Here is a 21,677-nt window from a genome sequence, read left to right on the forward strand (position 1 = left end):
GGCCGGCGGACGCGGCAGCGGGATGACGCCGGGCCCGCCGGGGGCGCGGCGTGGAGGGGGGCGTCATGGCGGACATCGGCAGGGTGGTCGGGGGCGGCGACGGGAGCGGGGCCGGGGCGGGCAGTGCGGCCGTTGCGGGTGGTACAGGTGATACGAGTGATACGGCTGGAGTGCGCATTGCGGACGGCGCGGCCAGGCTGGGGGTTGCGGGCGGCGCGGCCGGGGTGGGGGTTGCGGGCGGCGCGGCCGGGGTGGGGGTTGCGGGCGGCGCGGCCGGGGTGGGGGTTGCGGGCGGCGCGGCCGGGGTGGGGGTGCGGCCTTACGCGGAACTCACCTTCGACGCCGACGGCGACGTGGACCGGGGCACCCGGGAGGCCGTCGCCCGGATCGATGCCACCGACCTGCTGGTCTTCGCCCACGGCTGGAACAGCGACCGGTCGACCTCGACCCGCCTGTACGACCGCTTCTTCGCCCCGTTCCCCGGGCTCGTGGGGGCAGGGGTGCGGCTGGGGTACGTGGGGGTCGTCTGGCCCTCGATCCGGTTCTCCGACGAGCCGATACCGGACTTCGACCCGCCCGGCGCGCTCGCGGAACCGGGCTTCGGCACGGCACTCGACCCCGCCACCCGGCAGGCGCTCGGGGAGTTCTGGCCGGACCGCGCGGCCGAGTTGGAGCGAATCGCCGAACTGCTGGAGGAACGGCCCGATTCGGCGGCCGCGTTCGTCGAGTTCGGCGCGCTGGTGCGGGAGATCGTCGGGGTGGACGCGGTCGCCACGCCGGCCGCCCTCGACGTGCCGGCCATGTTCGCCCGGGACGTCCTGGAGGTGTGCCGGGCGTTCACCGAGGTGCTCGCCGAGGCGGACGCGACGCGGAGGCGGGACGGGGACGGGGCCGGCGTCGGGGCCGGTGGCGGAGTCGGGGGCGCGGGTCTGGCACTCGGCGGCGGGTTGCGCGCCCTGTGGGGCGGCGCGAAAGAGGTGTTGCGCCAGGCCACCTACTATCAGATGAAGAAACGGGCCGCAGTGGTCGGCGAACACGGATTGGGGCCGGTGCTCGCGGAGCTCGCACACCGCCGGCCGGCGTTGCGGATCCACCTGATCGGCCACAGCTTCGGGGCGCGGGTGGCGGCCTTCTCCCTGCGGGCGGTGCCGGACTCGTCCCGGTACGTGAAGTCCCTGACCCTGCTCCAAGGAGCCTTCTCCCATTACGCCTTCACCGACCGGCTCCCTCACGACGGGGACCGCGGCGGCGACCTGCGGGGGCTCCAGCACCGGGTGGACGGGCCGGTGGTCGCCTGCCACTCCCCGTACGACACCTCGCTCGGGCTGTTCTATCCGCTGGCCTCCCGGATGGCCGGGGATTCGGCCGGACTGCTGGGCTTCGACGAGCGCTGGGGCGCGATCGGGCACGACGGGGTACGGGCCGTGCCGGGCACGCCCCGGCTGAGCCTCGAGACGGTGCTGCGCGGCGGGCTGCCCGGGGCGGGCTGCGTCAGCGTGGACGCGGGCTCCGTGGTCCGGCGGGGCGGGGCACCGTCGGGGGCGCACAGTGACATCTGCCACGAGGAACTCGCCCGGGTCGTGGTGGCCGCGGGGCGCATGGGGCGCTGAGTTCCGGCCATGTGCCACCCGTACGCCTCGACCGCCCCCGCATGCGCCCACATTCCGCCGGGCATGTTGGGCACGTCGAGACGTACGACGACGTTCGACTAGTACGACGCCTCGACGTGGGCGCGGGGCGCGGCGGAGGTGAAGGTGCGATGGCGGGATTCCGAAGTCTGGCCTACCAGGTGCGCGATGCACGCAATGACCGGGCGTTGCGGCGTCATTCGCTGCGCCGTTGTCTGGAGAGATTCGCGCCCTACGGGCACCGGGCGACGTGGTGGCATCTGTGCGATCGGCACGGGATCGCCCCCGAGGACCGGGGTGCCGATCCGCAGCGGCTGGTCGCCGCGCTGGAGGAGCTGGAGGAGGCCCGCGCCGTCTGGCTGGAGTACGAGCGCCAGTTCGCGGAGCGGCGGCGGCGTGAGAAGCACCACGGACTGCGCCGGCCGGACTGGGCGTGGGGCGGGAGCGGGGACGCGGTCGTGCGGTGCGCGGACCCGGGGATCCGGCCGGACGGCACGCTCGGTGAGGTGTTGAGACGGTTGGTGCGGGCCTTGGAGTCGGAGCCGGGTACCGGGTGCCCGATCTGTGGTGAACGCGAGCTGAGCTGGCCGCCCATCGGGGTGGGCCACGAGGCGTGGGCCGGCGCGTGGTCCTGGGACGGGCCGGTGTGCGGGGGCTGCGGAATCGTGGTTCCCAGACCGGCCCTCGCCGACGCGGGGACGGTGGACCCGGCGTCGGCGGGCGCGGCGTGAGCGGGACGGAGGCGAGCGGCGCGGGTGCGGTGGGCTCGGGATCGGTCGGTGCGGGGTCGGTGGGCTCGGGATCGGTCGGCTCGGGGACGGTGGGCTCGGGGTCGGTGGGCTCGGGTGCGGTGGGCTCGGGTGGGGTGTGTGGGGACGGTGGCGGGGGCGCGGCGGCGCGGGTGCCGCTCCAGGTCTCGTTGAACGGCGGCCGGGAGGCCGCCGAGGGGGCCGCGGTACCGATGTCCCCGGAGGACCTGGCGCGGTCGGCGGTGGCCTCGGTCGCCGCCGGGGCCCGCGAGGTACTGGTGCACCCGCGGACCCCGTGCGGGCGTGAGAGCCTCTCGCCCCGGGTGGTCGGGCCGCTGCTGGAGGCGCTGCGGGGCGTGGGGGTCTCCGTACCGCTGTCGGTGCCGGCGAGCATCGCGGCGGAGCCGGATCCCGCCGCGCGGCTCGGGCGGGTCCGGTCGTGGGACGTGCTGCCGGACCGCGCGGCGGTGCGATTCGCGGACCCCGGGGCCGAGGAGTTGGGGCTGGCCCTGCTGGAACGCGGGGTGGCGGTGGACGCGGTGGTTCCGCTGGGCGGGACGGCCGGGCCCGAGCCGCTGGGCAGGTTCCTGGCGTGGGCCGCGCCCGATCACGGCCGGGTCCGCCTCGTGGTGGAGCTGCCGGAGGCCGACCCGGCGCTGGTGGCGGGGTTGTGCTGGCTGCCGCCCGTGGAGGTGGTGCTGTTCGGACGGGAGGCCGCCGCCTGGCCGGTGCTGCGGCTCGCGGCGCGCTGTGGTGCGGGGGCGCGGGTCGGCGTGGGCGACGTACTCGTCCTCCCGGACGGGCGTCCGGCGCGGTCCAACGCCGAGCTGGTCACGGCGGCCTTGGTCGAAGCGGAGGCGGAGGCGTCCCGCGCGGCTAGAGCGACAGTCGGGAGCCGGTGAGGCGTTCGCCGAAGACGTCGTCCGGGTTGGACAGCGCGCAGGTCTCCAGGGACAGGCAGCCGCAGCCGATGCAGTCGGTCAAGTGGTCGCGCAACCGGCCGAGTTGTTTGATCCGGTGGTCGAGTTCGGCGCGCCAGGCCTCGGACAGGCCGGCCCAGTCCTCGCGGGTCGGCGTACGGCCTTCAGGGAGTTGGGACAGCGCGTCGCGGATGCTGGCGAGCGGGATGCCCACGCGTTGGGCGGCCCGTACGAAGGCGACCCGGCGCAGTGCGTCACGGGTGTAGCGGCGCTGGTTGCCGGAGGTGCGACGGCTGCTGATCAGGCCCTTGGCCTCGTAGAAGTGCAGCGCCGAAACCGCCGCGCCGCTGCGCGCGGACAGCTGACCGACGGTGAGTTCATGGACTTTCTCGGGAATCTGCGGCACTCGGCCGAGCGTAGTCGGCGCGATCGGAATCCGTTGACAGATACATGTGACCCCAGCATGCTGAGCAAGCGCTTATTCGCTGGTCAGTGAGAGGCAGGGGCAAGGCATGGCCGAACCGAGGATCTTCACGTCCGCCGAGGAGCTGCGCGCCGGGATCGGCGCTCCGCTCGGCCCGAGCGAGTGGCTGGAGGTGGATCAGAAGCGGATCGACCTCTTCGCCGACGCGACGGGCGATCACCAGTGGATCCACGTCGATCCCGAGCGGGCGGCCTCCGGCCCCTTCGGTTCGACCATCGCGCACGGCTATCTCACGCTGTCGCTGCTGCCGAGCCTGGTGCCGCAGATCATGCGGGTGGAGGGCATGCGGATGGGCATCAACTACGGCACGAACAAGGTGCGATTCCCGGCGACGGTGCCGGTCGGCTCGCGGCTGCGCGCCACCGCCGTGATCACGGAGGTCACCGAGGCGGGTGGCGGCGTACAGGTCGCGGCGACCGTGACGGTCGAGCGCGAGGGCGGCGAAAAGCCGGTGTGCGTCGCGGAGTCGGTGTCCCGGTACTACTTCTGACAGGGGGTGGCGGGGCCGGCGGCCGGGCGCGGGTCGGGGTGCGGGCCAGCGGCCGGGCCGGGGTCGGAGTCGATGGCCGGGGGCGGCGGCCGGGGTCGGGCCGACGGCCGGAGGCCCAGGCGGCCGTCGGCGCCAGGCAGCCGTCACCGCGCGGCGGGTGTCACCGCCCGGCGTGCGTCAGCGCGTCGTTCCGCCGGCGGGGCGCGTGCCGACCATGCGGAGCACGAGGTCGGCGTACAGCGCGCCGACCTCGTCGGGCGTGCGCGAGCCGGTCACGTTGAACCAGCGGGCCACGTCGATGCACAGGGACAGGACGGCGAGGGTGGTGCCGGGCACGTCGGGGACCTCGAACTCCCCCGCCGCCACCCCCTCGGAGATGATCCGGCGTACGGCGGCGTCGCTCTGCCGGCGCAGTGCCACGATTTCGGAGCGGTGCTCCAGGGCGAGAGCATCGAGCTCGTACTGGACCACGCGCGCGGTGGTGTGGTGCGCCGCGTGCCAGCGGACGAAGGACCGCACGGCCTCGTCGAGCCGGTCGGCGGCGGTCCCCGGGCCGGACGCGGCCGTCTCCAGGATCTCCAGCGCCTTGTCGTGCCCGATCCGGCTGATCCGGTGGAGCAGCTCTTCCTTGGTCTTGTAGTGGATGTAGAGCGCGGCCGGACTCATGCCGGCCCGCCCGGCGATGTCCCGGGTGGTGGTGGCGTGGTAGCCGCGCTCCGCGAAGGCCTCCACGGCGGCGACGAGCAGCCGCCGCGCGGCGTCGGGGGTGACCTCCGACCACGGCTGGTAGCCACCGGTGTCCGCCGGGCTGTCCATCGCTCGCTCACCCTCTTCGCCTCGCGGGATCCGTCTCGCGGGGATCCGTCGTATGGGAAGGGACACCCTACCGGAGAGGTGAGCAAGCGCTTAGCGGTCCTGGCCGGCCCGCCCGGGGACGCCCAGCGGTTCTGACCGGCCGATCCGCGAGCGCTCGGCGGTCCTGGCCGGCCCGCCCGGGGACGCTCAGCGGTCCTGGCCGGCCGATCCGGGCGTGCCCTTCGGCGCGAAGGGGTCGTAACCCGTCATGAGCTTCTCCATCCGGGCCTGGTCGACACGGGTGACGATCTGGGTGACCTCCTGCCGGTCCCGGATCACCTTGGCGAGGGTGAAGGCCGAGGTGGTCAGGTAGAGGACGGCGATGCCGAGGAAGGCGCGCACCCAGCCGTTCGCGTCGAGGTTGTAGATCCCCAGGGCCACGGCCGCCATGGCGACGCCGAAGGAGGCGACGGCCTGGCCGTAGTAGGCCCCCGTGTTCTGCTGCTTGACCGGTGTCTCGTTCATGGGTCCAGCTTCGGGGACCTGTGGCCCGCGCCACATCCGTGCGCGTACTCACGTACGTACTCAGCCGGAACGACTGCCCAGAACGCCGAAACCGTTCAGAACGCCGAAACCCCGGTCCGGGCACGGCCGATGAGCAGCTTCTGGATCTGGCTGGTGCCCTCGTACAGGGTCATCACCCGGGCGTCGCGCAGCAGCTTCCCGGCCGGGTACTCGTCGATGTAGCCGTAGCCGCCGTGGACCTGGAGGGCGTTGCTCGCGGCGCGCACGGCCGCTTCGGAGGCGAAGAGCTTGGCGGTGGAGGACTCCGTGGCGAAGGGCTTCCCGCGGTCGATCAGGTCGGCCACCCGCCAGGTCAACAGCCGGGCCGCGTCGACGTCGACCGAGATGTCGGCGATGAGTTCCTGGACCAACTGGTGGTGCGCGATGGGCTTGCCGAACTGCTCGCGTTGGGCGGCGTACGAGACGGCCGCGTCCAGAGCCGCCTGGGCGATGCCGACGCAGCCGGCGGCGACCGACATCCGCCCCTTGGCGAGGGCGGACATGGCCACGGAGAAGCCCTTGCCCTCGGGTCCCAGCATCGCGGAGGCCGGCACGCGGACACCGTCGAGGGCGAGTTCGGCGGTGGCCTGGCCGCGCAGGCCGAGCTTGCCGTGGATCTCGCGGCGGGTCAGGCCCGGGCTGTCGGTCGGCACGAGGAAGGCGGAGATCCCGCGGTGGCCGGGCTCGTCGTTGGTGCGGGCGAAGAGCAGCACCACGTCGGCCCAGGTGCCGTTGGTGATGAACATCTTGCTGCCGCTGACGACGTACGTGTCGCCCTCCCGCCGGGCGCGGGTCTCCAGGTTGCCGGCGTCGGAGCCGGTGCCGGGTTCGGTGAGACCGAAGCAGCCGAGCGCGTCGCCCGAGCACAGGCGCGGCAGCCAGGCCCGCTTCTGCTCCTCTGTGCCCCAGGCGGCGACGGTCTTCGCCACCAGGCCGAGGGAGACGGAGACGATGCCGCGCACGGCGGAGTCGCCGCGGCCGAGTTCCTCGGTGACGAGCACGTAGGCGAGGTGGTCGCCGCCGGAACCGCCGTATTCCTCGGGGACGGTCAGTCCGAGGAAGCCGACGTCGCCGAGCTTCTTGACCATGGAGCGGTCGACGTTCTCGGCGCGGTCCCACGCGGCGGCGTACGGGGCGATCTCGCGCTCGGTGAACTCGCGGGCGAGCCGCCGTACGGCCTCCTGCTCCTCGCTCAGCTCCAGGTTCACCGGGCACCTCCGGGCGGTCCGGCGCCAGTTAACTAGCACCGGTAGTTTATTGCGGGCAGGCCCTACTATGTGGCGCATGGCCAGACCGCGCAAGCCCCTCCTCAGCAGAGACCGCATCGTCGAGGCGGCGGGCGCACTGGTGGACGCGGAGGGCCTGGAGGCGGTGTCCACCCGCCGACTGGCGGCCGCGCTCGGAGTCAGCGGGCCGTCCCTGTACAACCACTTCCGCACCAAGGACGAGATCCTGGACGCGGTGGCGGACGCGGTGAGCGCCCGCGTCGACTTGTCGATGTTCGACGCCGAGGACGGTCGAGGCTGGCGGCTCGCGCTGCACGACTGGGCCCACTCGTACCGGGACGCGCTGTCCGACCATCCGAACATCGTTCCGGTGCTGGCGCGGGGGCCGGGCCGCCGCCCGGCGGGCCTTCGGGTGGCGGACGCCGTCTTCGGCGCGATGACGGAGGCCGGGTGGCCGCCCGCCCACGCGACCCGGATCGGCGCGCTGATGCGGTACTTCATCCTGGGCTCGGCGGTGGGGTCCTTCGCCCGCGGTTTCGTCGACGACCGCGCCGCGTACGACCCGTCGGACTACCCCCACCTGGGCCAGGCCCACCTGCTGGCCGAGCGGCAGCATGAGGTGGACGAGGGCGCGTTCGAGACCGGGCTGGCGGCCCTGCTGGACGGACTGGCCATCCAGTACGAGGCACTGAAGACCACGGCTTGACGGCCGGCCGGCCGGGGCGACTGGGACGCGACGGAGAAAGGGGCCGGCGGGGACGCCGGGGGCGGCGTGAAGGGGCGGGGCGGCGTGGCCCGTACGGCAGGCGGGGAGGTAGGGCAGGCGTGGGACGTACAGCAGGCGTGGGAGGTACAGCCGGCGTGGGAGGTACAGCCGGCCCCGGGGGCGTGAGCGGCACCGGCGTGGGCAGCGGCAGCGGCAGCGGGGAGAGCGTGCGGCTGCTCCACGCGGCGCGGGCCGGGGACGAGACGCGCGTCAGGGCGCTCCTGGACGCGGGCGCCGACCCCGACGCCACCGGTCCGAACGGCCTGTCCGCGCTGGACCTCGCGGCGGACGACGGGAGCCACGGGGTGGTCGACGCCCTCGTCACGCACGAGGCGCGGGTGGACCGTGTGGCGCCGGACGGCTGGACCCCCCTGTTGCGGGCGGTGGACGCGGGCGCTTCCGGAGCGGCGATCCGGCTCGTCGGGTCGGGAGCTGCCGCCCTGTGGCGGAAGAATCCCGTCGGCCTCACCGCCCTGGAACTCGCCCGCCACTGGCACGCGACGGGCGCGGAGACCGAATTGCGCCTCCGGGCGGGTTCCGCTTCCACCGAACCGGTCGAGCGCCACCGCGTCGCGGACGACGAGGACTCCTTCACGGAGCTGCTACGGATCGGCGGCCGCCGGGTCCGCACCGGTCACGCGGCGATCCTCACCCGGCTGGAGGCCTCGTCGGGGATGCGTACGCCCTTCGGCACGCTGCTCGCACGGGCCGAGGCGGAGGAGGACCCGTTCCATGCGGTGCGCGCCGAGGCCGTAGCCGTGCTGTACGAACGCGGGGACCGCGCGACGTGGGTCGAGGCCGCCGCGCTGATCGGCCATCCGCGCCCCTCCGTACGGCACTTCGGCGTGGACGTGGCACGCTGTCTCGCCCTCTTCGACGCGTGCGGCGGAGACGGCGACTGCGTCGACGGACCACGCTGCCTCGTGCCGCCCACCCGGGAACTGCTGCTCGCCGGGCTCCCGGGGGAATCCGACCCCGAGGTGCTCGCGCTCGTGCTCCGGGGCCTGACGGACTGCGCCGTACCCGACTTCTCCGCTGTGCTCGTTCCCCACGTCACCCACCCGGCCGCCGTCGTGAGACGGGCGGTCGTCGCGGGGCTCCACGGGATCCACGGGCGCCACGGAGCGGCGGACGGGGACCCGGCCGTGGTCCGCCCGGCCCTGTTGACGTACCTGCGCGACCCCGACCCCCAGGTACGGACGGGTGCCTGCGCGGCCCTGGCCGAGCGGGGAGAGCGGGCCGGCGACATACGGGACGCCCTGGCCGGGCTGCTGACGGATCCGGACGTCGCCGTACGGGTCGAGTCCGCTGTGGCCCTGGTCCTGCTCGACGACCCGCGGGGTGAACCGGTGGTTGCCCGGCTGCGCCGGAGCGCGGGCGACGGCGAGGACTCCCCCTTCCACTGGCGGTTCTACGACGCGGCACGGCATCTGGCGCACCGGAGAACGGCGGCCGGCCCGGTCACCGGCTCCGAGTCCGGCCCCGGTTCCGACCCGGACCCCGGTTCCGACCCCGACCCCGACCCCGACTCCGACTCCGCTCCGGCTCCGGCTCCGGCTCCGGCTGCGGCTGCGGCTGCGGCTGCGGCTAGAAGATGACCAGCGAGCGGCCGCCCTTGCCCGCGAGCATCGCGTCGAAGGCGGCCGGGATGCCGTCGAGGGTGATCCGGTCGGTGACGAGCGCGCCCAGGTCCAGCCGGCCGGCCCGGACGTGGTCGGCGATCACCGGGAGGTCGCGGGCCGGGTCGCTGTTGCCGTAGACGCAGCCCGTGAGGGTTCGGGCGAAGTGGAAGATCTCCAGGGCGTGGAAGGTGACCTGCTGTTCCTTGCCGCCGATGCCGACGACCGTGGTGCGACCGCCGCGACGGGTCGAGTCCCACGCGCCGCGAATGGTCTCCGCCCGGCCGACGCACTCGATCGCCACGTCCACACCCCGGCCCTCGGTCAGCGCCCGAATCTGCTTGGCGGTGGTCTCCGAGGCGAGGACGAACCCCGTCGCACCGGCCGCCCGCGCCAACTCCTCCTTCGCCGGGGAGACGTCGACGGCGATGATCGGGCCCGCCTGCGCGATCCGGGCCGCCTGGAGGGTGGCCAGACCGACCCCGCCGACACCGAAGACGGCCACCGACTCCCCCGGGCGAACCTGGGCGCTGTGGTGGACGGCTCCGTAGCCGGTGAGGACGGCGCAGCCGAGCAGGGCGGCCTCGGCGAGCGGGATCCCGGCGGGTGCGGGCAACACGCAGTTCGCCGCGACCACGGTCTCCTCCGCGAAGGCGGCGACGTTCAGGCCGGGGTGCAGCTCGGTGCCTTCGGCGTCGTGGGCGTGGATCGCGCCGACCCCGGCCAGCGCCTGGACGCAGAGCCAGACCTCACCCGTCAGACAGTGGTGACACGCCCCGCAGGAGGGGGCCCAGTTGAGCACCACCCCGTCGCCGGGGGCCACGTGGGTGACACCCTCCCCGACGGCGAGGACCGTGCCCGCGCCCTCGTGACCGAGGACGGCGGGAACGGGAACCCGCATGGTGCCGTTCGTGAGGGAGAGGTCGGAGTGGCAGACCCCGGCTGCGGCGAGCCGCACCCGGACCTGCCCGGGGCCGGGATCGGGCAGCACGATCTCCCGGATCTCCAGCGGGGCTCCGACGGCGGGCAGGATGGCGGCGCGGACCATGGTCGTCGTCTCCGTACTTCCGGGATTCAGCACTCGGGATTCAGAGCTCAAGGATTCCGAGCTGGGGATTCAGGGCTGGGGGATTCAGAGATGGGGATTCAAAGCTCAAGGATTCAGAACTGCAGTGACTTGGTCTGGAGGTACTCGCCCAGGCCGTGCGGGCCCAACTCGCGCCCCACGCCCGACTGCTTGTAGCCACCGAAGGGCGCGAGCACGTTGAAGCGACCGCCGTTGATGTCCACCTGGCCGGTGTCCATGCGGCGGGCGAAGGCCGTCGCGGTCTCCGCGTCCGCCGCCCAGACGGCTCCGCCGAGGCCGTAGACGGTGTCGTTGGCGATGCGCAGGGCGTCGTCCTCGTCCTCGTACGGGAGGATCGACAGCACGGGGCCGAAGATCTCCTCCTGGGCGATGGTCATCTCGGGGGTGACGTCGGCGAAGACCGTCGGGGCGATGAAGTAGCCCTGCTCGTGGGGCGCGTCGGGCCCGCCCGCGACGAGGCGCGCCCCCTCCTCGACGCCCTTGACGATGTACGCGCGGACGCGGTCGCGCTGCTTGGCGTTGACCACCGGGCCGAGGCGGGTGCCCTCCTCGCGGGGGTCGCCGGTGGGGTACTTGGCGATGGCGTCGGCCGCGAGCGTGACGGCTTCCTCGTACTGGTCCCGGTGGACGAGCATGCGGGTGAGCGCGTTGCAGCTCTGACCGGAGTTGTTCATGACGTGGCCGACGCCCACGGCGACGGCCTTGGCGAGATCGGCGCCGGGCAGGATGACGTTGGCCGATTTGCCGCCCAGTTCGAGGGCGACGCGCTTGATCGCCGCGCCGGCGGTGGCACCGATCTGCCGGCCGACGGCGGTCGAGCCGGTGAAGGAGACGAGATCGACTCCCTCGTGCGCGGCCAGCGCCTGGCCGGCGACCGGTCCGGTGCCGGTCACCAGGTTGAAGACCCCGGCCGGGATGCCGGCCTCGTGCACGACCTCGGCGAAGAGCTGTGCGGTCAGCGGGGTGTCCTCCGCCGGCTTCAGGACGAGGGTGCAGCCGGCGGCGAGAGCGGGTGCCACCTTGGCAACGACTTGGTGCAGCGGGTAGTTCCAGGGCGTGATGGCCCCGACCACGCCGACCGGTTCCATCAGGACCGTGCTGTTCCCGAGCCGTTCCTCGAAGGCGTACGAGGCGGCTAGCTCGGCGAACGAGCCCGCGACGGCGATCGGCGACCCCACGTGGACGGCCTCCGCGAAGCCGAGCGGGGCACCGAGTTCCGCGGAGATCGTCTCCGCGATCTCCTTCTTGCGCCGGACCAGCACGTCGCGCAGGGCTCCGACGAGGGCCGCCCGCTCGGCCGGCGGCGTGGCCGCCCAGCCGGGGAAGGCCGCGCGTGCCGCACGTACGGCTTCGTCCACGTCCTCGGCGGTACCGGCCGGGACCGACGCGAGGACCTGTTCATCGGCAGGGTTGACGACCTCGATCCGATCACGTCCGACGGCCGGTCGCCAGGCGCCGCCGATGTACATCCCGTCGTGGGCCTTCATGGCTTTCCTCCCGAACACGCACGAGCGCGTAGACCTGACCTGAGCTGGCCTCGCCAACACCCTACAAACTAGCGTCGGTAGTTTTGCGGGCGCCAGAGGTGGCCGGGATCAGATGATGCCGAAAAGCATCCCCGCCGCCAGCACCACCAAGGAGGTCAGGGCCGCCCATTTCACGGTGAATCGGGTGTGATCGCCGAACTCGACCTTGGCCATGCCGACGAGGACGTAGACGGCCGGAACCAGTGGGCTGGACATGTGCAGGGCCTGGCCGACCAGGGACGCGCGGGCGATCTCCAGCGGCGACACCCCGTGCGCGGCGCCGGCTTCGGCCAGTACCGGCAGGACCCCGAAGTAGAAGCCGTCGTTGGACATGAAGTAGGTCAGGGGCAGGCTGAGCAGGCCCGTGACCAGGGCCATGTGCGGGCCCATTCCCTCGGGAATCGCGCCGACCAGCCAGTCGGCCATGTGCTTGACCATGCCGGTCCCGGTGAGGACCCCGGTGAAGACCGCGGCGGCGAAGACCATGCCTGCGACGTTGAGAACGTTGTCGGCGTGGGCGGCGATGCGGGCCTTCTGGTCGGGCATGTGGGGGAAGTTGACCGTGAGGGCGAGGGCCGCGCCCAGGAGGAAGAGCACCGGGATGGGCAGCAACTCCATGATCATCGCGGTGAGAAGGGCGACGGTCAGTCCGGCGTTGAACCAGTAGAGGCGGGGGCGAAGCGTCGCACGGTGCGGATCGAGGCCCTGGAAACCGTCACCGTCAGGGGCGGTCGGTGCGAGCGGGCCGGTGGGGGCGAGTGTGCCCGTGGGGGCGTCCGGCCCGGCGGGGGCGAGCGGGCCTGTGGAGGCGTCCGGGCCGGTGGGGGCGAGCGTGCCCGTGCGGACGAGCGGGGCCGTGGGGGCGAGCGCCGGTGCCCCTGCGGAGCCGCCCGCGCCCGGGCCCCCGGCGCCCGAGGTGCCCGAGGTGCCGGCGGCCGAGGTGCCGGAAGTGTCCGAGGCCTGCGCGACGGAGGTGCCTCCGGCTCCCACCCCCGCCGTGACGGTGGCGGGCTCCCCGGCCGACTCCCCCGCCGGCTCCCCGGTCTTTCCCTCCGCGCCGGGCATGACGAGCAGCCCGACCCGACGTCGCTCCTTCACGCCGAGGACGTACGCGAGGACGAACACGAAGACCAGCCCGGTGGCCAGCGCGGGGATCATCGGGACGAAGACGTCGCCGGCGTCGAGCTTGAGGGCCGTGGCGGCGCGGGCGGTGGGGCCGCCCCAGGGGAGCGTGTTCATGACGCCGTTGGCCGTGGCCGCGACGCCGGTCATGACCACCAGGCTCATGCCGAGGCGCTTGTACAGCGGGTACATGGCCGAGACCGTGATCATGAAGGTGGTGGAACCGTCACCGTCGAGCGACACGATCGCGGCGAGCACCGCCGTACCGACCACCACCCGCATCGGGTCCGCCTTGCAGAAGCGCAGGATGCCTCGCACGATCGGATCGAAGAGCCCGACGTCGATCATCACCCCGAAATAGACGATGGCGAACATCAGCATCGCGGCCGTCGGCGCGAGTTTGCCGACTCCGTCGATGACGTAGTCGCCCAACTGCGCGCCCTGTCCGGCGAAGACGCAGAAGAGCGCGGGGATGAGCACGAGCGCCGCGATGGGCGACATTTTCTTCAGCATGATCAGAACCAGGAAGGTCGCGATCATGGCGAAGCCGAGGAAGGTCAGCATGCTGGGAACGTAGGGGGCGTCCCGACGTGCCAACAAGACGTCGACGCGTGAGCAATACGAGCAAAACCCCAGCTCAGGGCAGAGGTGCCAGTTCGACGGGGAAGCCGTTGAGCACGGCTGTACCGGACAGCGGGTCGAGTCGGCTGCCGTCGAGCAGCTGGTTCACGTTGGCTCCGGGCACGGTCGTGGCCACCGAGAGTCGAGTGCCGGCCCGGTCGTGGCCCCACCCGTGCGGGAGGCTGACGACCCCAGTGCGGACGGCGTCGGTGATCTCGACCGGGACCTCCAGGCTGCCGCCGTCGGCGGTGATCCGAGCCCGGCCGCCGTCGGTGAGGCCCAGTCGGTCCGCGTCCTGCGGATGGACCTGGAGGGTGCACCGGTTGGAACCTCCGACCAGGGCCGGGACGTTGTGCAACCAGCTGTTGTTCGACCGCAGATGGCGGCGGCCCACGAGCACCAGGGCGGCGGGGCGTTCGGCGAGCGCCGCGCGCAGCCTGGGCAGTTCGGCCGCGATCGGGTCCGGGAGCAGTTCGATCCGGCCGGTGCGGGTCTTCAGTACGCCCGGGAGCCTGGGGCTCAGGGGGCCCAGGTCGATGCCGTGCGGCCGCTTCCGCAGCTCGTCGAGGGTGAGGTCGTACGGTCCGAGTCGCAACATCATGTCGAGTCGCCGTTCGGGTCCGGTGTGGCCCGTCAGCGCCCGCGCCTCCCGCTGCGGGTCGCCGCCGAAGAGTGGCGAGTGGGGGTCGGTGACCTCGCGGGCGAGGGTGTCGGCGATGACGCGGTCGTCGAGGACGTCCGGTGATGCCCCGTGCAGCCCGGACACCGCGAGGATCAGGCGCGCGTGGACCTCGCACTCGTCCATGCGGCCTTCTTCGAGGGGCACGGCGGGCGGCGAGTAGCGGGCCTGGTTGCGTACGGCGAACGCGTTGAACGCGAAGTCGAAGTGGGCGGACTGCGAGGGCGGCGGCGGGGGCAGGACGACGTGGGCGTGGCGCGAGGTCTCGTTGAGGTACGGATCGACGCTGATCATGAAGTCGAGCCCGGCCAGGGCCGCGTCGAGGCGCCGGCCGTCGGGGGCGGACAGCACGGGATTGGCGGCGATGGCGATGAGGGCTCGGATGCGCCCCTCGCCCGGCGTCTCGATCTCCTCGGCCAGGGCGGCGGTGGGCAGTTCGCCCTTCGCCTCCGGGTGGCCGCTGACCCGACTGTGCCAGCGACCGAGAGCGAACCCCTTGCCCGGACGGGCGGGTCGGGGAGCGCGGTCGGTCGCCGAGAGGGGGAAGAGCGCCCCGCCCGGGCGGTCGAGGTTGCCCGTGAGGATGTTCAGGACGTCGACCAGCCAGCTGGCGAGGGTGCCGTACTCGGCTGTGCAGCTGCCGATCCGTCCGTAGACGGCGGCGGTGGGTGCGTCCGCCAGTTCTCGGGCGAGCGAACGGATCTCGACGGCGGTCAGGTCACAGGCCGGGGCGACGGCCTCGGGAGTGAAACGCGCCAGCGCGTCGGTGAGTTCCCCGATCCCTTCGCTCCACTCCCCTGGCATCCCGGGGGCCGCGAGTCCCTCCGCGAGCAGGGTTTGCGCGAGTGCGGCCAGCAGCAGGGCGTCACTGCCGGGGCGCGGTGCGAGGTGTCGGTCGGCCAGCGCGGCGGTGCGCGTACGCCGCGGATCGACGACGACCAGGGTGCCGCCGCGGGCGCGCAGGGCTTTGAGCCGGCCGGGAAAGTCCGGGGCGGTGCACAGGGAGCCGTTGGACTCGACCGGGTTCGCGCCGAGGAGCAGGAGGAAGTCGGTGCGGTCGAGATCGGGGACCGGGATGGCGAAGGGGTCGCCGAAGAGCAGCCCGCTGGACACGTGCTTGGGCATCTGGTCCAGGGTGCTGGCGGTGTAGAGGTTCCGGGTGCCGAGGGCCTTGAGGAGGAGCGGCGGGTAGAGGGCTCCGGCCATGGTGTGGACGTTCGGGTTGCCGAGGACGACGCCGACGGACTGGGCTCCGTGTTCCCGCACGAGGGCGGGCACGGCGGCTGCGATCGCCTCGTACGCCTCGTCCCAACTCGCTTCGCGCAGCCGGCCGTCGCGGCGCACGAGAGGGGTCCGCAGCCGGTCCGGATCGGCGTCGAGCGCCCCGAAGGCCGCTCCCTTGGGGCAGATGAAGCCACGACTGAACACGTCGTCCCGGTCGCCGCGGGCGCCGGTGACGGTGGTGCCCTCGATGGCGAGCGTGAGGCCGCAGGTGGCTTCACAGAGGGGGCAGATGCGCAGGGCGGTGCGGGGCATGGTCGCTCCTGGGACGGCAGGCTGCGGTGCGGGCACACGGGCGGGTCGAGCATACCGACCGGTAGGGAGGTTGGGGAGGGGTGCGTTCGCGGAGGATTGCGGGCTGAGGGAGTTCAGTCCAGTACGCGGGCCAGGTAGGCCTGCATCATCGCCCGCGTTTCGGCGACGATCCCGGGGTCCCCGGCGGGATCGACGCGGAAGGCCAACTGGATGAGCGCGTCGGTGGCCTCGACGGCCACCAGGACGGCCCGTTCGAGAGCGGCGTCGCGGGTGCGGCCGAGGTGGCGGGACAGCAGTTCGGTGAGCCGTGCGGCGACCAGGTGGTTGGGGTCGGCGGCCGGGCCATCGGGAGGCGGCGCGGGCACGCCGAAGTCGACGAGCGCGAACCCGGGCACGCTGCGCTTCATCGCCAGGTACTCGTCCAGGACGGCGTCGACGACGGGCCGCCAATCGGTGGCCGGCAGGCCGGCCAGCCGTTCCTCGATGCCGTCGGCGTAGCGGTCGAGGTTGCGGTGGGCCAGGGCGATGGCCAGGGCGCGCTTGTTGCCGAAGAAGCGGTAGACCGAGCCGATGGGCACTCCGGCGCGCAGGGCGACGGCCCTGGTGCTGAGGTTCTCGTACCCGGTCTCGTCCAGGAGTTCCGCGCAGGCGTCGAGGATCCGGGCGAGCCGGTCGGCGCTGCGCTGCTGGATCGGGGTCCGGCGCATGGGGTGGGCGGGAGGCACGGGGTCCATCATGCCGTTCCTGGCTTCCGCTCGGTCCGGCGGACTCAGTTCAGCAGGAGGCTGAGACCACCGATGGTGTACGTGATCATCAGGGCGAGCAGGGGCAGCTGGCCGGCCACGGCCTTGGTGGGCGGGAAGAGGCGCACGGACCGGTCGTGTGCCGCGATCACTCCGAGTACGTGTCCGGTGACGACGGCGATCACCTGGAGGGCCGCGAGAGCGCCGGGACCCAGTGGCGGCAAGGGTTCGGGGGCGTTGTCAGTGCCCGCTGCCATGATTACTGTGCGTGGTCCTTCGGTGACGAGAAGGGAGAAGTAGTGGGCGACGAGATAGCCGAGCGCGATCGGCACCAGTGAGTGCGCGAAGGCCGTCAGCGGTCCGGGGTGCGGTCCGCTGACGAGGCGGGTGGCCGCAGCGCACAGGCAGTACAGGGCGGCGACGAGGGCGATGGAACCGAGGAGTCCGAGGGTGGCCGTGGGGATGCGGCCGAGAGGGGAGGTCTGAATGGCGTTGATCCAGGAAGGGTTGTCGGAGTAGCCGTCATAGGCGGTGGAGCCGAGCAGGACACAGACGATGGCGACGAGTCCGGGCCGCTCGGGCGTCGCGTCGAGTCCGTGGAACGGGTTGCGGAGGACGAGTCGGCCGTCGGCGCGGCGGCCGAGGGGGGAGAGTCTGGCCAGGAGATCGGAGTAGGCCTCGAAGGGGTCCGCGTCGGCGAACCAGTTCTCGCCGAAGCGGGCGGCGAGGGCCAGTTGGACGGCGGCAAAGCAGCCGAGGGCGATCAGGAGGGTGGTGGTGGATGCGGGATCAGGGGAGACGAGCTCAAGCCAGGTGAAGCCGAACAGCCCGACCGCGGCGGGCCATTGGCCGAGCCATGGGGGCAGTGGACGGTCGGGCGGGGGCCGGTCGGGCGAAGGCCGGCGGTCGTGCCGCAGCCGGTCGGGCGGGGGCCGGTCGGGCGAAGGCCGGCGGTCGTGCCGCAGCCGGTCGGGGGCGCGGCGGCGCAGGACGACAGCGAGGAGGCGATGCAGGGTGCGGAGCGGGTTGAGGAGGCGCCATACGGGGCCGAGGAGGAGGGAGGCCGGGACGAGTCCCACCCAGAGCAGGACGTAGACGGCGCCAGGAGCGGGGTTCCGGGCGGGGTCGTCGGGACCGAGGAGGAGGTGGAGCAGCACGGCGAGGGCGGCGACGAGACCGAGGCCGCGCAGGGTGGTGCGGGTGGCCGGCGCGTCGGCCACCCGCTGGAACCGGGCGGGCAGGGCGAGGCCCGAGCGGTCGCCCCGGAAGCGGGACGTGGACCAGAGCAGACCGAGCGCGAGAAAGGAGACGAACAGCGCGGCGAAGGCGCCCGCGAAGGCGTAGAAGGGCGAGATCGGCAGATCGTGCTGCGACCCGATCCCGTGTGCGAGCAGGGTGGTCGACGGATCGGCCAGGTACGGGACCACGTCCTGGCCGGAGTGGCCGCCCCCCGCGCACGGGCCCGGGCAGGCGCCGAGGCCGACGCCGGCGCCGACGCTGACACCCGGGGCGAGGGGCGGGCCTGGGGCGAGGGGCAGGTCCGGGGCGAAGGGCAGATCCGACCCGGAGCCCAGGGGCAGGCCCTGGGTGAAGGGCAGGCCCGGCCCGGAGGCGAGGGGCAGGTCCGGGGCGAGTCGGAGTGGGGTCATCGGACGAGGAGTTGGGTGAGGACGAGGTCGCTCCCATGGGTCTCGACCTCGAAGAGCCCACTGCGGTCGACCGTAAGGATCAGGGTGGCCTCCTGGCCTGCGGGCAGGGCGAGTTCCTTGTCGTAGCCGTGGACGTGCAAGGTGTCCGCGCGGTCGCTGGTGACGCGCAGGGCCACCCGCTCGCCACGTCCCACCTCGACGCGGCCGGGGGCGGGAACGACCTTGCCGTCCCGGACGGCGACGGTGACCGTCCGGTCGACCTCCGCGGTCCGGGTGGCCTCCGGGCCTTGGGCGCTCTCGGAGCTCTGCGGCGTCCGGGGCGCCTGGGACCCCTGGGGTGGCGCCGTCGGTGTGGGGGTGGCGTGACTGTGGGACCCCTGGCCCGGGGGACCACCGGTCAGCTCGGCGGTGGCCTCGACCGCCTTTCCGCCGACGGCCCAGACGGTGTGGTCGTCGGCGTACAGGCGGACGGTCAGGGTGTGCGTGCCCTGGGGCACCTGCGCCGCGGGCAGGTGGTACCAGGGGCCGTACACCCGGGCCAGCTTGCGCCCGTCCAGTTCCAGGTGGGCGTGGCCGGCGCCGGGGAGGGCCGCGCCGCCGGCGCTGTCGGGCGTGAAGCGGAAGTTCTTCACGACCAGTTGGAGGTTCCAGCCGTCCTCCGAGTCGGGGCGGGTGGTGAGCCGTACCTCCGGCGCACCCCGGGCCGGGACCTGCCGGAGGCGGTGGCCGGCGCCGTCCGTGGTGTCGAGCAGGGCGCCCACGTCGCCCGAGGCCTGTTCGTGGGTGGTGCCGGGCTTGTGGTGGGTGGTGGGCCGGCCACCGCAACCCGTCGCCGTGCCGCCGGCGAGCAACAGGAGGAGGGCGACCAGGCCCGCGGTGCGGGCAGTACGGCGGCGCGGGTGGGCAGGGCGGGGGTGGGTCGCGCGGGGCGGCGCGGCGCAGACGTCGCAGCGGACGCGGTCGGCGTGGTCTCGGCTCACCGCGGGCCTCCGTTCGCGGCCGGGGGTTCGGTGGCGGCCGGGCCTTCGGTCTCCCTCGCCCCTCTGTTCCGGGGCGACGGTTCCGTGGCGGCCGGGGGTTCGGTCGTGACCGGTCCCCCGTTCACGGCCGGGGGTTCGGTCGTAACCGGGCGTTCGGTGGCGGCCGGGCCCCCGCTCCCGGCCGGGCGTTCGGTGGCGACCGTGCCCCCGTTCGCAACCGGGCCCCCGCTCCCGGCCGGGGGCTTGGTGGTGGCTGCCGTGCTCGGGGCCGGGGTCGGGCCGTCCGGAGCCGGGGTCGGAGCCGGGCCGCCCGGGGTCGGGGCCGGGCCGTCCGGGGCCCGGGTCGGGCCGTCCGCTGCCGGAGCCGGGGTCGGGCCGTCCAGGGCCGGGGCGCGGTGTGGGTCCGGGGGGCCGGCGGGGGCGGTCGGGTGGGTCGGCGCGCCCGGGCGGGCCGAGGCGATGACCGCCCAGAGCACCCACACCACCGCGATGAGGCCCCGTGCCCAGGCGGGGCCGAGGGGGATCCAAGGGATCATCACGACGGCCCGGTCGAAGGCGTCGAGCAGGGTCAGGGCGGCCAGCAGCAGGGTGAGCCGGGCGAGCCACGGCCGGTCGGCGCGCAGGACCAGCCCGACCCCGGTCCACCACAGCCCCAGGAGGAGCAGGGCCAGGGCCGGTACGAGGGTGGGGGTGAGGGACATGGTGGAACCGGCCACGTCCAGGACCAGCCCGGCCAGGCCCGACAGCGTGGCGATCGTTCCCCACCGGGAGGCGCGCAGTCGGCGCCACCACAGGACTCCGCCGACCAGCAGCAGCACGGCCGCGACGGCCAGCGCGATCTGGGTCTCGACCCGCTCCAGGCCTCGGGCGCCGTACCAGTCGCAGCCCGCCGGGAGTTTGCGCGCCTGGACGTTGTAGTCGGCGCAGACCAGCAGTTGGACGAGCTTGACCGGTTCGCCGGCCAGCCGTGCGGAGCCGCCGGAGACGGCGCCTCGGCGCTCTCCGCACTCGGGCAGGGTGCCGGGGGTGGAACCGTCCGGGCCGTCCTGCCAGCAGTTGCCCCTGCCCTGCCCGTCCCACCAGACGTCCATGCCGTTGGGGCGGGAGGCCCCGGACTTGTCCTTGCCGAGGATGTTGGCGGCGTAACGGTTGTGGTGGGAGGTGTCGGCCTGCTTGGCCCACGCCTCCTCGCCGCGGATGAAGGCGGGCACGGCGCTCAGGAAGAATCCCGCGCGCTGGTGTCCGTACACCCAGTTGCCCTCGTACAGGTTCCAGTTCCCGCCGGCGGTGATGATGCCGGTGCCCGGGGGCATCGAGATCTGCGGGCAGACCACGCCTTGCTCGTAGCCCCGCTCGATGGGTGGTTTGGCGCAGGTGCCGTCGGCGACGTGGCGGTAGTAGTCCTGGTTGTTGTCGTGGATCAGGTTCCGCTCGAACCTGGCGTGGTTCTGTGGGAGTCCGGGGTGTCCGGGGAAGGCGCTGTCCATCGAGGCGCCGCCCATGTTCTGGTCGAACTCGTTGTCGTGGACCCAGACGGAGTCGCCGGCCGTGCCCGAGTATCCGACCATGTTGTGGTGGCTGCGGCAGCCGGTGATCTCGATGGAGTACCGGGGGACGTCGTAGCCGCGGCCGTCGTTGATGTCGGAGGCGCTGCCGGGGTAGATGCCGGAGTCCCCGTTGCCGTAGGACTCGCAGTTCTTGTAGAGCCCGTGGTCGCTCGCGAAGGTCAGGAAGCCGTACTCGTCGTTCCAGCGGGTCAGTACGTCGTCGATGACGAAGCCGTCGCCGGCCAGCACGTACAGCGAGTTGAAGGTGGTGCGCTGGGCGGTGAAGTTGCGGAAGTAGATGCCGTTGGACTTGTCGGCCCGGATGGCGTTCAGCTTCTGGTACTTGGCGTCGATGACCACGTCCTGGCGGGACGCGCCGGTCCCCTCGATCTGGAGGTTGGTCTTGCCGAGGATCGCGACGAGGTTCTGGTTGTGCCGGCACCGCTCCTGCTGCTCGTAGGACAGGATCTGGTAGCCGAGCGAGGAGTTGGGCGCCTTCAGCGTGGCGCACTCCCCCGTGGGCTTGGGGAGCGAGGGCTCCTCCTCGTACAGGCCGGGCAGGATCGCGATGTTCATCCCCGGTCGGTCCACCGCGTCCACGGCCTCCTGGAGGTGGCGGAAGCCGGTCTTCTCGCACTGTGCGTAGAGGGCGAGGTTGCGCTCTCTGAGTTCCTGCGGGAAGGCCGATATCCGGCGCTCGAAGGCGGGCCGGTCGGTCTTGCACACCAGGAGGTCGGGCGCGGCCTTGCGGTACTCGGGTACGGAGCCGCTGCCGTCGGGGAGGGTGACGGGGCGCTCCTCGTGCGCGCGGGCGGCGGGCGCGGCGGCGAGGAGGGACAGGAACGCGAGGAGGGCGGCGAGGAGCGCCGCCGGCACGGCAGGAAACCTGCGGGTCCACGACATGCGCGAGAGAGTAGAGCAATGTTCACCTTTTGGGATCCCCCTC

General features: G+C 73.2%; 18 protein-coding genes. 6 read left to right on the top strand and 12 right to left on the bottom strand.

Going from position 1 to position 21,677, the window contains the following annotated elements; genetic code table 11:
* Positions 1-305 precede the first annotated feature (305 nt).
* The 3 genes from ACIRO3_RS18110 to ACIRO3_RS18120 all read left to right on the top strand — a co-directional run bounded on the left by ACIRO3_RS18110 (position 306) and on the right by ACIRO3_RS18120 (position 3,279).
* On the top strand, positions 306-1,610 hold the full coding sequence (locus tag ACIRO3_RS18110) for a serine-threonine protein kinase (RefSeq protein ID WP_404137590.1): 1,305 nt from the start codon (positions 306-308) through the stop codon (positions 1,608-1,610).
* 149 nt (positions 1,611-1,759) lie between these two features.
* Positions 1,760-2,359, top strand: coding sequence for a hypothetical protein (locus ACIRO3_RS18115; protein ID WP_053679312.1), 600 nt, complete (start codon positions 1,760-1,762; stop codon positions 2,357-2,359).
* On the top strand, positions 2,356-3,279 hold the full coding sequence (locus ACIRO3_RS18120; RefSeq protein WP_404137593.1) for a 3-keto-5-aminohexanoate cleavage protein: 924 nt from the start codon (positions 2,356-2,358) through the stop codon (positions 3,277-3,279). Before ACIRO3_RS18115 ends, ACIRO3_RS18120 begins: the two co-directional genes overlap by 4 nt.
* Here the strand turns inward: ACIRO3_RS18120 and soxR are convergent.
* On the bottom strand, positions 3,254-3,703 hold the full coding sequence (soxR, locus tag ACIRO3_RS18125; RefSeq protein ID WP_361775342.1) for a redox-sensitive transcriptional activator SoxR: 450 nt from the start codon (positions 3,701-3,703) through the stop codon (positions 3,254-3,256). The genes ACIRO3_RS18120 and soxR overlap by 26 nt on opposite strands.
* Positions 3,704-3,809: 106 nt before the next feature.
* Between soxR and ACIRO3_RS18130 the strand changes: the two genes are divergently transcribed.
* Positions 3,810-4,271 (top strand): MaoC family dehydratase, encoded by a 462-nt coding sequence (locus ACIRO3_RS18130; protein WP_361775345.1) that lies wholly within the window; start codon positions 3,810-3,812, stop codon positions 4,269-4,271.
* Positions 4,272-4,448: 177 nt separating this feature from the next.
* On the opposite strand, the gene ACIRO3_RS18135 is transcribed toward ACIRO3_RS18130, so the two are convergent.
* From ACIRO3_RS18135 to ACIRO3_RS18145, 3 genes are all read right to left on the bottom strand, one after another.
* Positions 4,449-5,087, bottom strand: a complete 639-nt coding sequence (locus ACIRO3_RS18135; RefSeq protein WP_404137597.1) for a TetR/AcrR family transcriptional regulator — start codon at positions 5,085-5,087, stop codon at positions 4,449-4,451.
* A gap of 186 nt (positions 5,088-5,273) precedes the next feature.
* Positions 5,274-5,591 (bottom strand): YiaA/YiaB family inner membrane protein, encoded by a 318-nt coding sequence (locus tag ACIRO3_RS18140; RefSeq protein ID WP_404137600.1) that lies wholly within the window; start codon positions 5,589-5,591, stop codon positions 5,274-5,276.
* A 95-nt stretch (positions 5,592-5,686) separates the two neighbouring features.
* Entirely contained in the window at positions 5,687-6,838 is a 1,152-nt protein-coding gene (locus tag ACIRO3_RS18145) for an acyl-CoA dehydrogenase family protein (protein ID WP_404137603.1), read from the bottom strand.
* A gap of 76 nt (positions 6,839-6,914) precedes the next feature.
* Here ACIRO3_RS18145 and ACIRO3_RS18150 point away from each other — a divergent pair, with 76 nt between their 5' ends.
* Positions 6,915-7,562: a TetR/AcrR family transcriptional regulator gene (locus tag ACIRO3_RS18150; protein ID WP_365999487.1), complete on the top strand. Its 648-nt coding sequence runs from the start codon at positions 6,915-6,917 to the stop codon at positions 7,560-7,562.
* 182 nt (positions 7,563-7,744) lie between these two features.
* Positions 7,745-9,220 carry a HEAT repeat domain-containing protein gene (locus ACIRO3_RS18155; protein WP_404137607.1) on the top strand — a complete coding sequence of 492 codons (1,476 nt, stop codon included), beginning with the start codon at positions 7,745-7,747 and terminating at the stop codon, positions 9,218-9,220.
* Here the strand turns inward: ACIRO3_RS18155 and ACIRO3_RS18160 are convergent.
* The 8 genes from ACIRO3_RS18160 to ACIRO3_RS18195 all read right to left on the bottom strand — a co-directional run bounded on the left by ACIRO3_RS18160 (position 9,210) and on the right by ACIRO3_RS18195 (position 21,634).
* On the bottom strand, positions 9,210-10,289 hold the full coding sequence (locus ACIRO3_RS18160) for a Zn-dependent alcohol dehydrogenase (protein ID WP_404137610.1): 1,080 nt from the start codon (positions 10,287-10,289) through the stop codon (positions 9,210-9,212). The genes ACIRO3_RS18155 and ACIRO3_RS18160 overlap by 11 nt on opposite strands.
* Before the next feature lie 113 nt (positions 10,290-10,402).
* The gene (locus tag ACIRO3_RS18165) at positions 10,403-11,815 is read right to left on the bottom strand and encodes an aldehyde dehydrogenase family protein (protein WP_404137613.1); all 1,413 of its coding nucleotides are present in this window, start codon (positions 11,813-11,815) and stop codon (positions 10,403-10,405) included.
* 108 nt (positions 11,816-11,923) lie between these two features.
* The gene (locus ACIRO3_RS18170; RefSeq protein WP_404137616.1) at positions 11,924-13,540 is read right to left on the bottom strand and encodes a citrate:proton symporter; all 1,617 of its coding nucleotides are present in this window, start codon (positions 13,538-13,540) and stop codon (positions 11,924-11,926) included.
* A gap of 73 nt (positions 13,541-13,613) precedes the next feature.
* Positions 13,614-15,812, bottom strand: a complete 2,199-nt coding sequence (locus ACIRO3_RS18175) for a molybdopterin oxidoreductase family protein (protein WP_404137619.1) — start codon at positions 15,810-15,812, stop codon at positions 13,614-13,616.
* Between the two features lie 113 nt (positions 15,813-15,925).
* Positions 15,926-16,546, bottom strand: a complete 621-nt coding sequence (locus ACIRO3_RS18180) for a TetR family transcriptional regulator (protein WP_404137796.1) — start codon at positions 16,544-16,546, stop codon at positions 15,926-15,928.
* 35 nt (positions 16,547-16,581) lie between these two features.
* Positions 16,582-18,204 carry a hypothetical protein gene (locus tag ACIRO3_RS18185; RefSeq protein ID WP_404137622.1) on the bottom strand — a complete coding sequence of 541 codons (1,623 nt, stop codon included), beginning with the start codon at positions 18,202-18,204 and terminating at the stop codon, positions 16,582-16,584.
* A complete protein-coding gene (locus ACIRO3_RS18190) occupies positions 18,201-19,073 on the bottom strand; it encodes a hypothetical protein (protein WP_404137799.1) in 873 nt (290 codons plus the stop codon). Before ACIRO3_RS18190 ends, ACIRO3_RS18185 begins: the two co-directional genes overlap by 4 nt.
* Positions 19,074-19,180: 107 nt before the next feature.
* Positions 19,181-21,634: a right-handed parallel beta-helix repeat-containing protein gene (locus ACIRO3_RS18195; RefSeq protein ID WP_404137624.1), complete on the bottom strand. Its 2,454-nt coding sequence runs from the start codon at positions 21,632-21,634 to the stop codon at positions 19,181-19,183.
* Positions 21,635-21,677: the final 43 nt, after the last annotated feature.

This window comes from Streptomyces sp. NPDC102278, assembly GCF_044766345.1.
GTDB lineage: Bacteria > Actinomycetota > Actinomycetes > Streptomycetales > Streptomycetaceae > Streptomyces.

Excerpts from the sequence above, each read along its gene's own strand:
- ACIRO3_RS18115 (WP_053679312.1), top strand. The coding sequence starts at position 1,760 with ATGGCGGGATTCCGAAGTCTGGCCTACCAGGTGCGCGATGCACGCAAT.
- ACIRO3_RS18130 (WP_361775345.1), top strand. The coding sequence starts at position 3,810 with ATGGCCGAACCGAGGATCTTCACGTCCGCCGAGGAGCTGCGCGCCGGG.
- ACIRO3_RS18135 (WP_404137597.1), bottom strand. The coding sequence starts at position 5,087 with ATGGACAGCCCGGCGGACACCGGTGGCTACCAGCCGTGGTCGGAGGTC.
- ACIRO3_RS18140 (WP_404137600.1), bottom strand. The coding sequence starts at position 5,591 with ATGAACGAGACACCGGTCAAGCAGCAGAACACGGGGGCCTACTACGGC.
- ACIRO3_RS18150 (WP_365999487.1), top strand. The coding sequence starts at position 6,915 with ATGGCCAGACCGCGCAAGCCCCTCCTCAGCAGAGACCGCATCGTCGAG.
- ACIRO3_RS18160 (WP_404137610.1), bottom strand. The coding sequence starts at position 10,289 with ATGGTCCGCGCCGCCATCCTGCCCGCCGTCGGAGCCCCGCTGGAGATC.
- ACIRO3_RS18165 (WP_404137613.1), bottom strand. The coding sequence starts at position 11,815 with ATGAAGGCCCACGACGGGATGTACATCGGCGGCGCCTGGCGACCGGCC.
- ACIRO3_RS18170 (WP_404137616.1), bottom strand. The coding sequence starts at position 13,540 with ATGCTGACCTTCCTCGGCTTCGCCATGATCGCGACCTTCCTGGTTCTG.
- ACIRO3_RS18175 (WP_404137619.1), bottom strand. The coding sequence starts at position 15,812 with ATGCCCCGCACCGCCCTGCGCATCTGCCCCCTCTGTGAAGCCACCTGC.
- ACIRO3_RS18180 (WP_404137796.1), bottom strand. The coding sequence starts at position 16,546 with ATGGACCCCGTGCCTCCCGCCCACCCCATGCGCCGGACCCCGATCCAG.
- ACIRO3_RS18185 (WP_404137622.1), bottom strand. The coding sequence starts at position 18,204 with ATGACCCCACTCCGACTCGCCCCGGACCTGCCCCTCGCCTCCGGGCCG.
- ACIRO3_RS18195 (WP_404137624.1), bottom strand. The coding sequence starts at position 21,634 with ATGTCGTGGACCCGCAGGTTTCCTGCCGTGCCGGCGGCGCTCCTCGCC.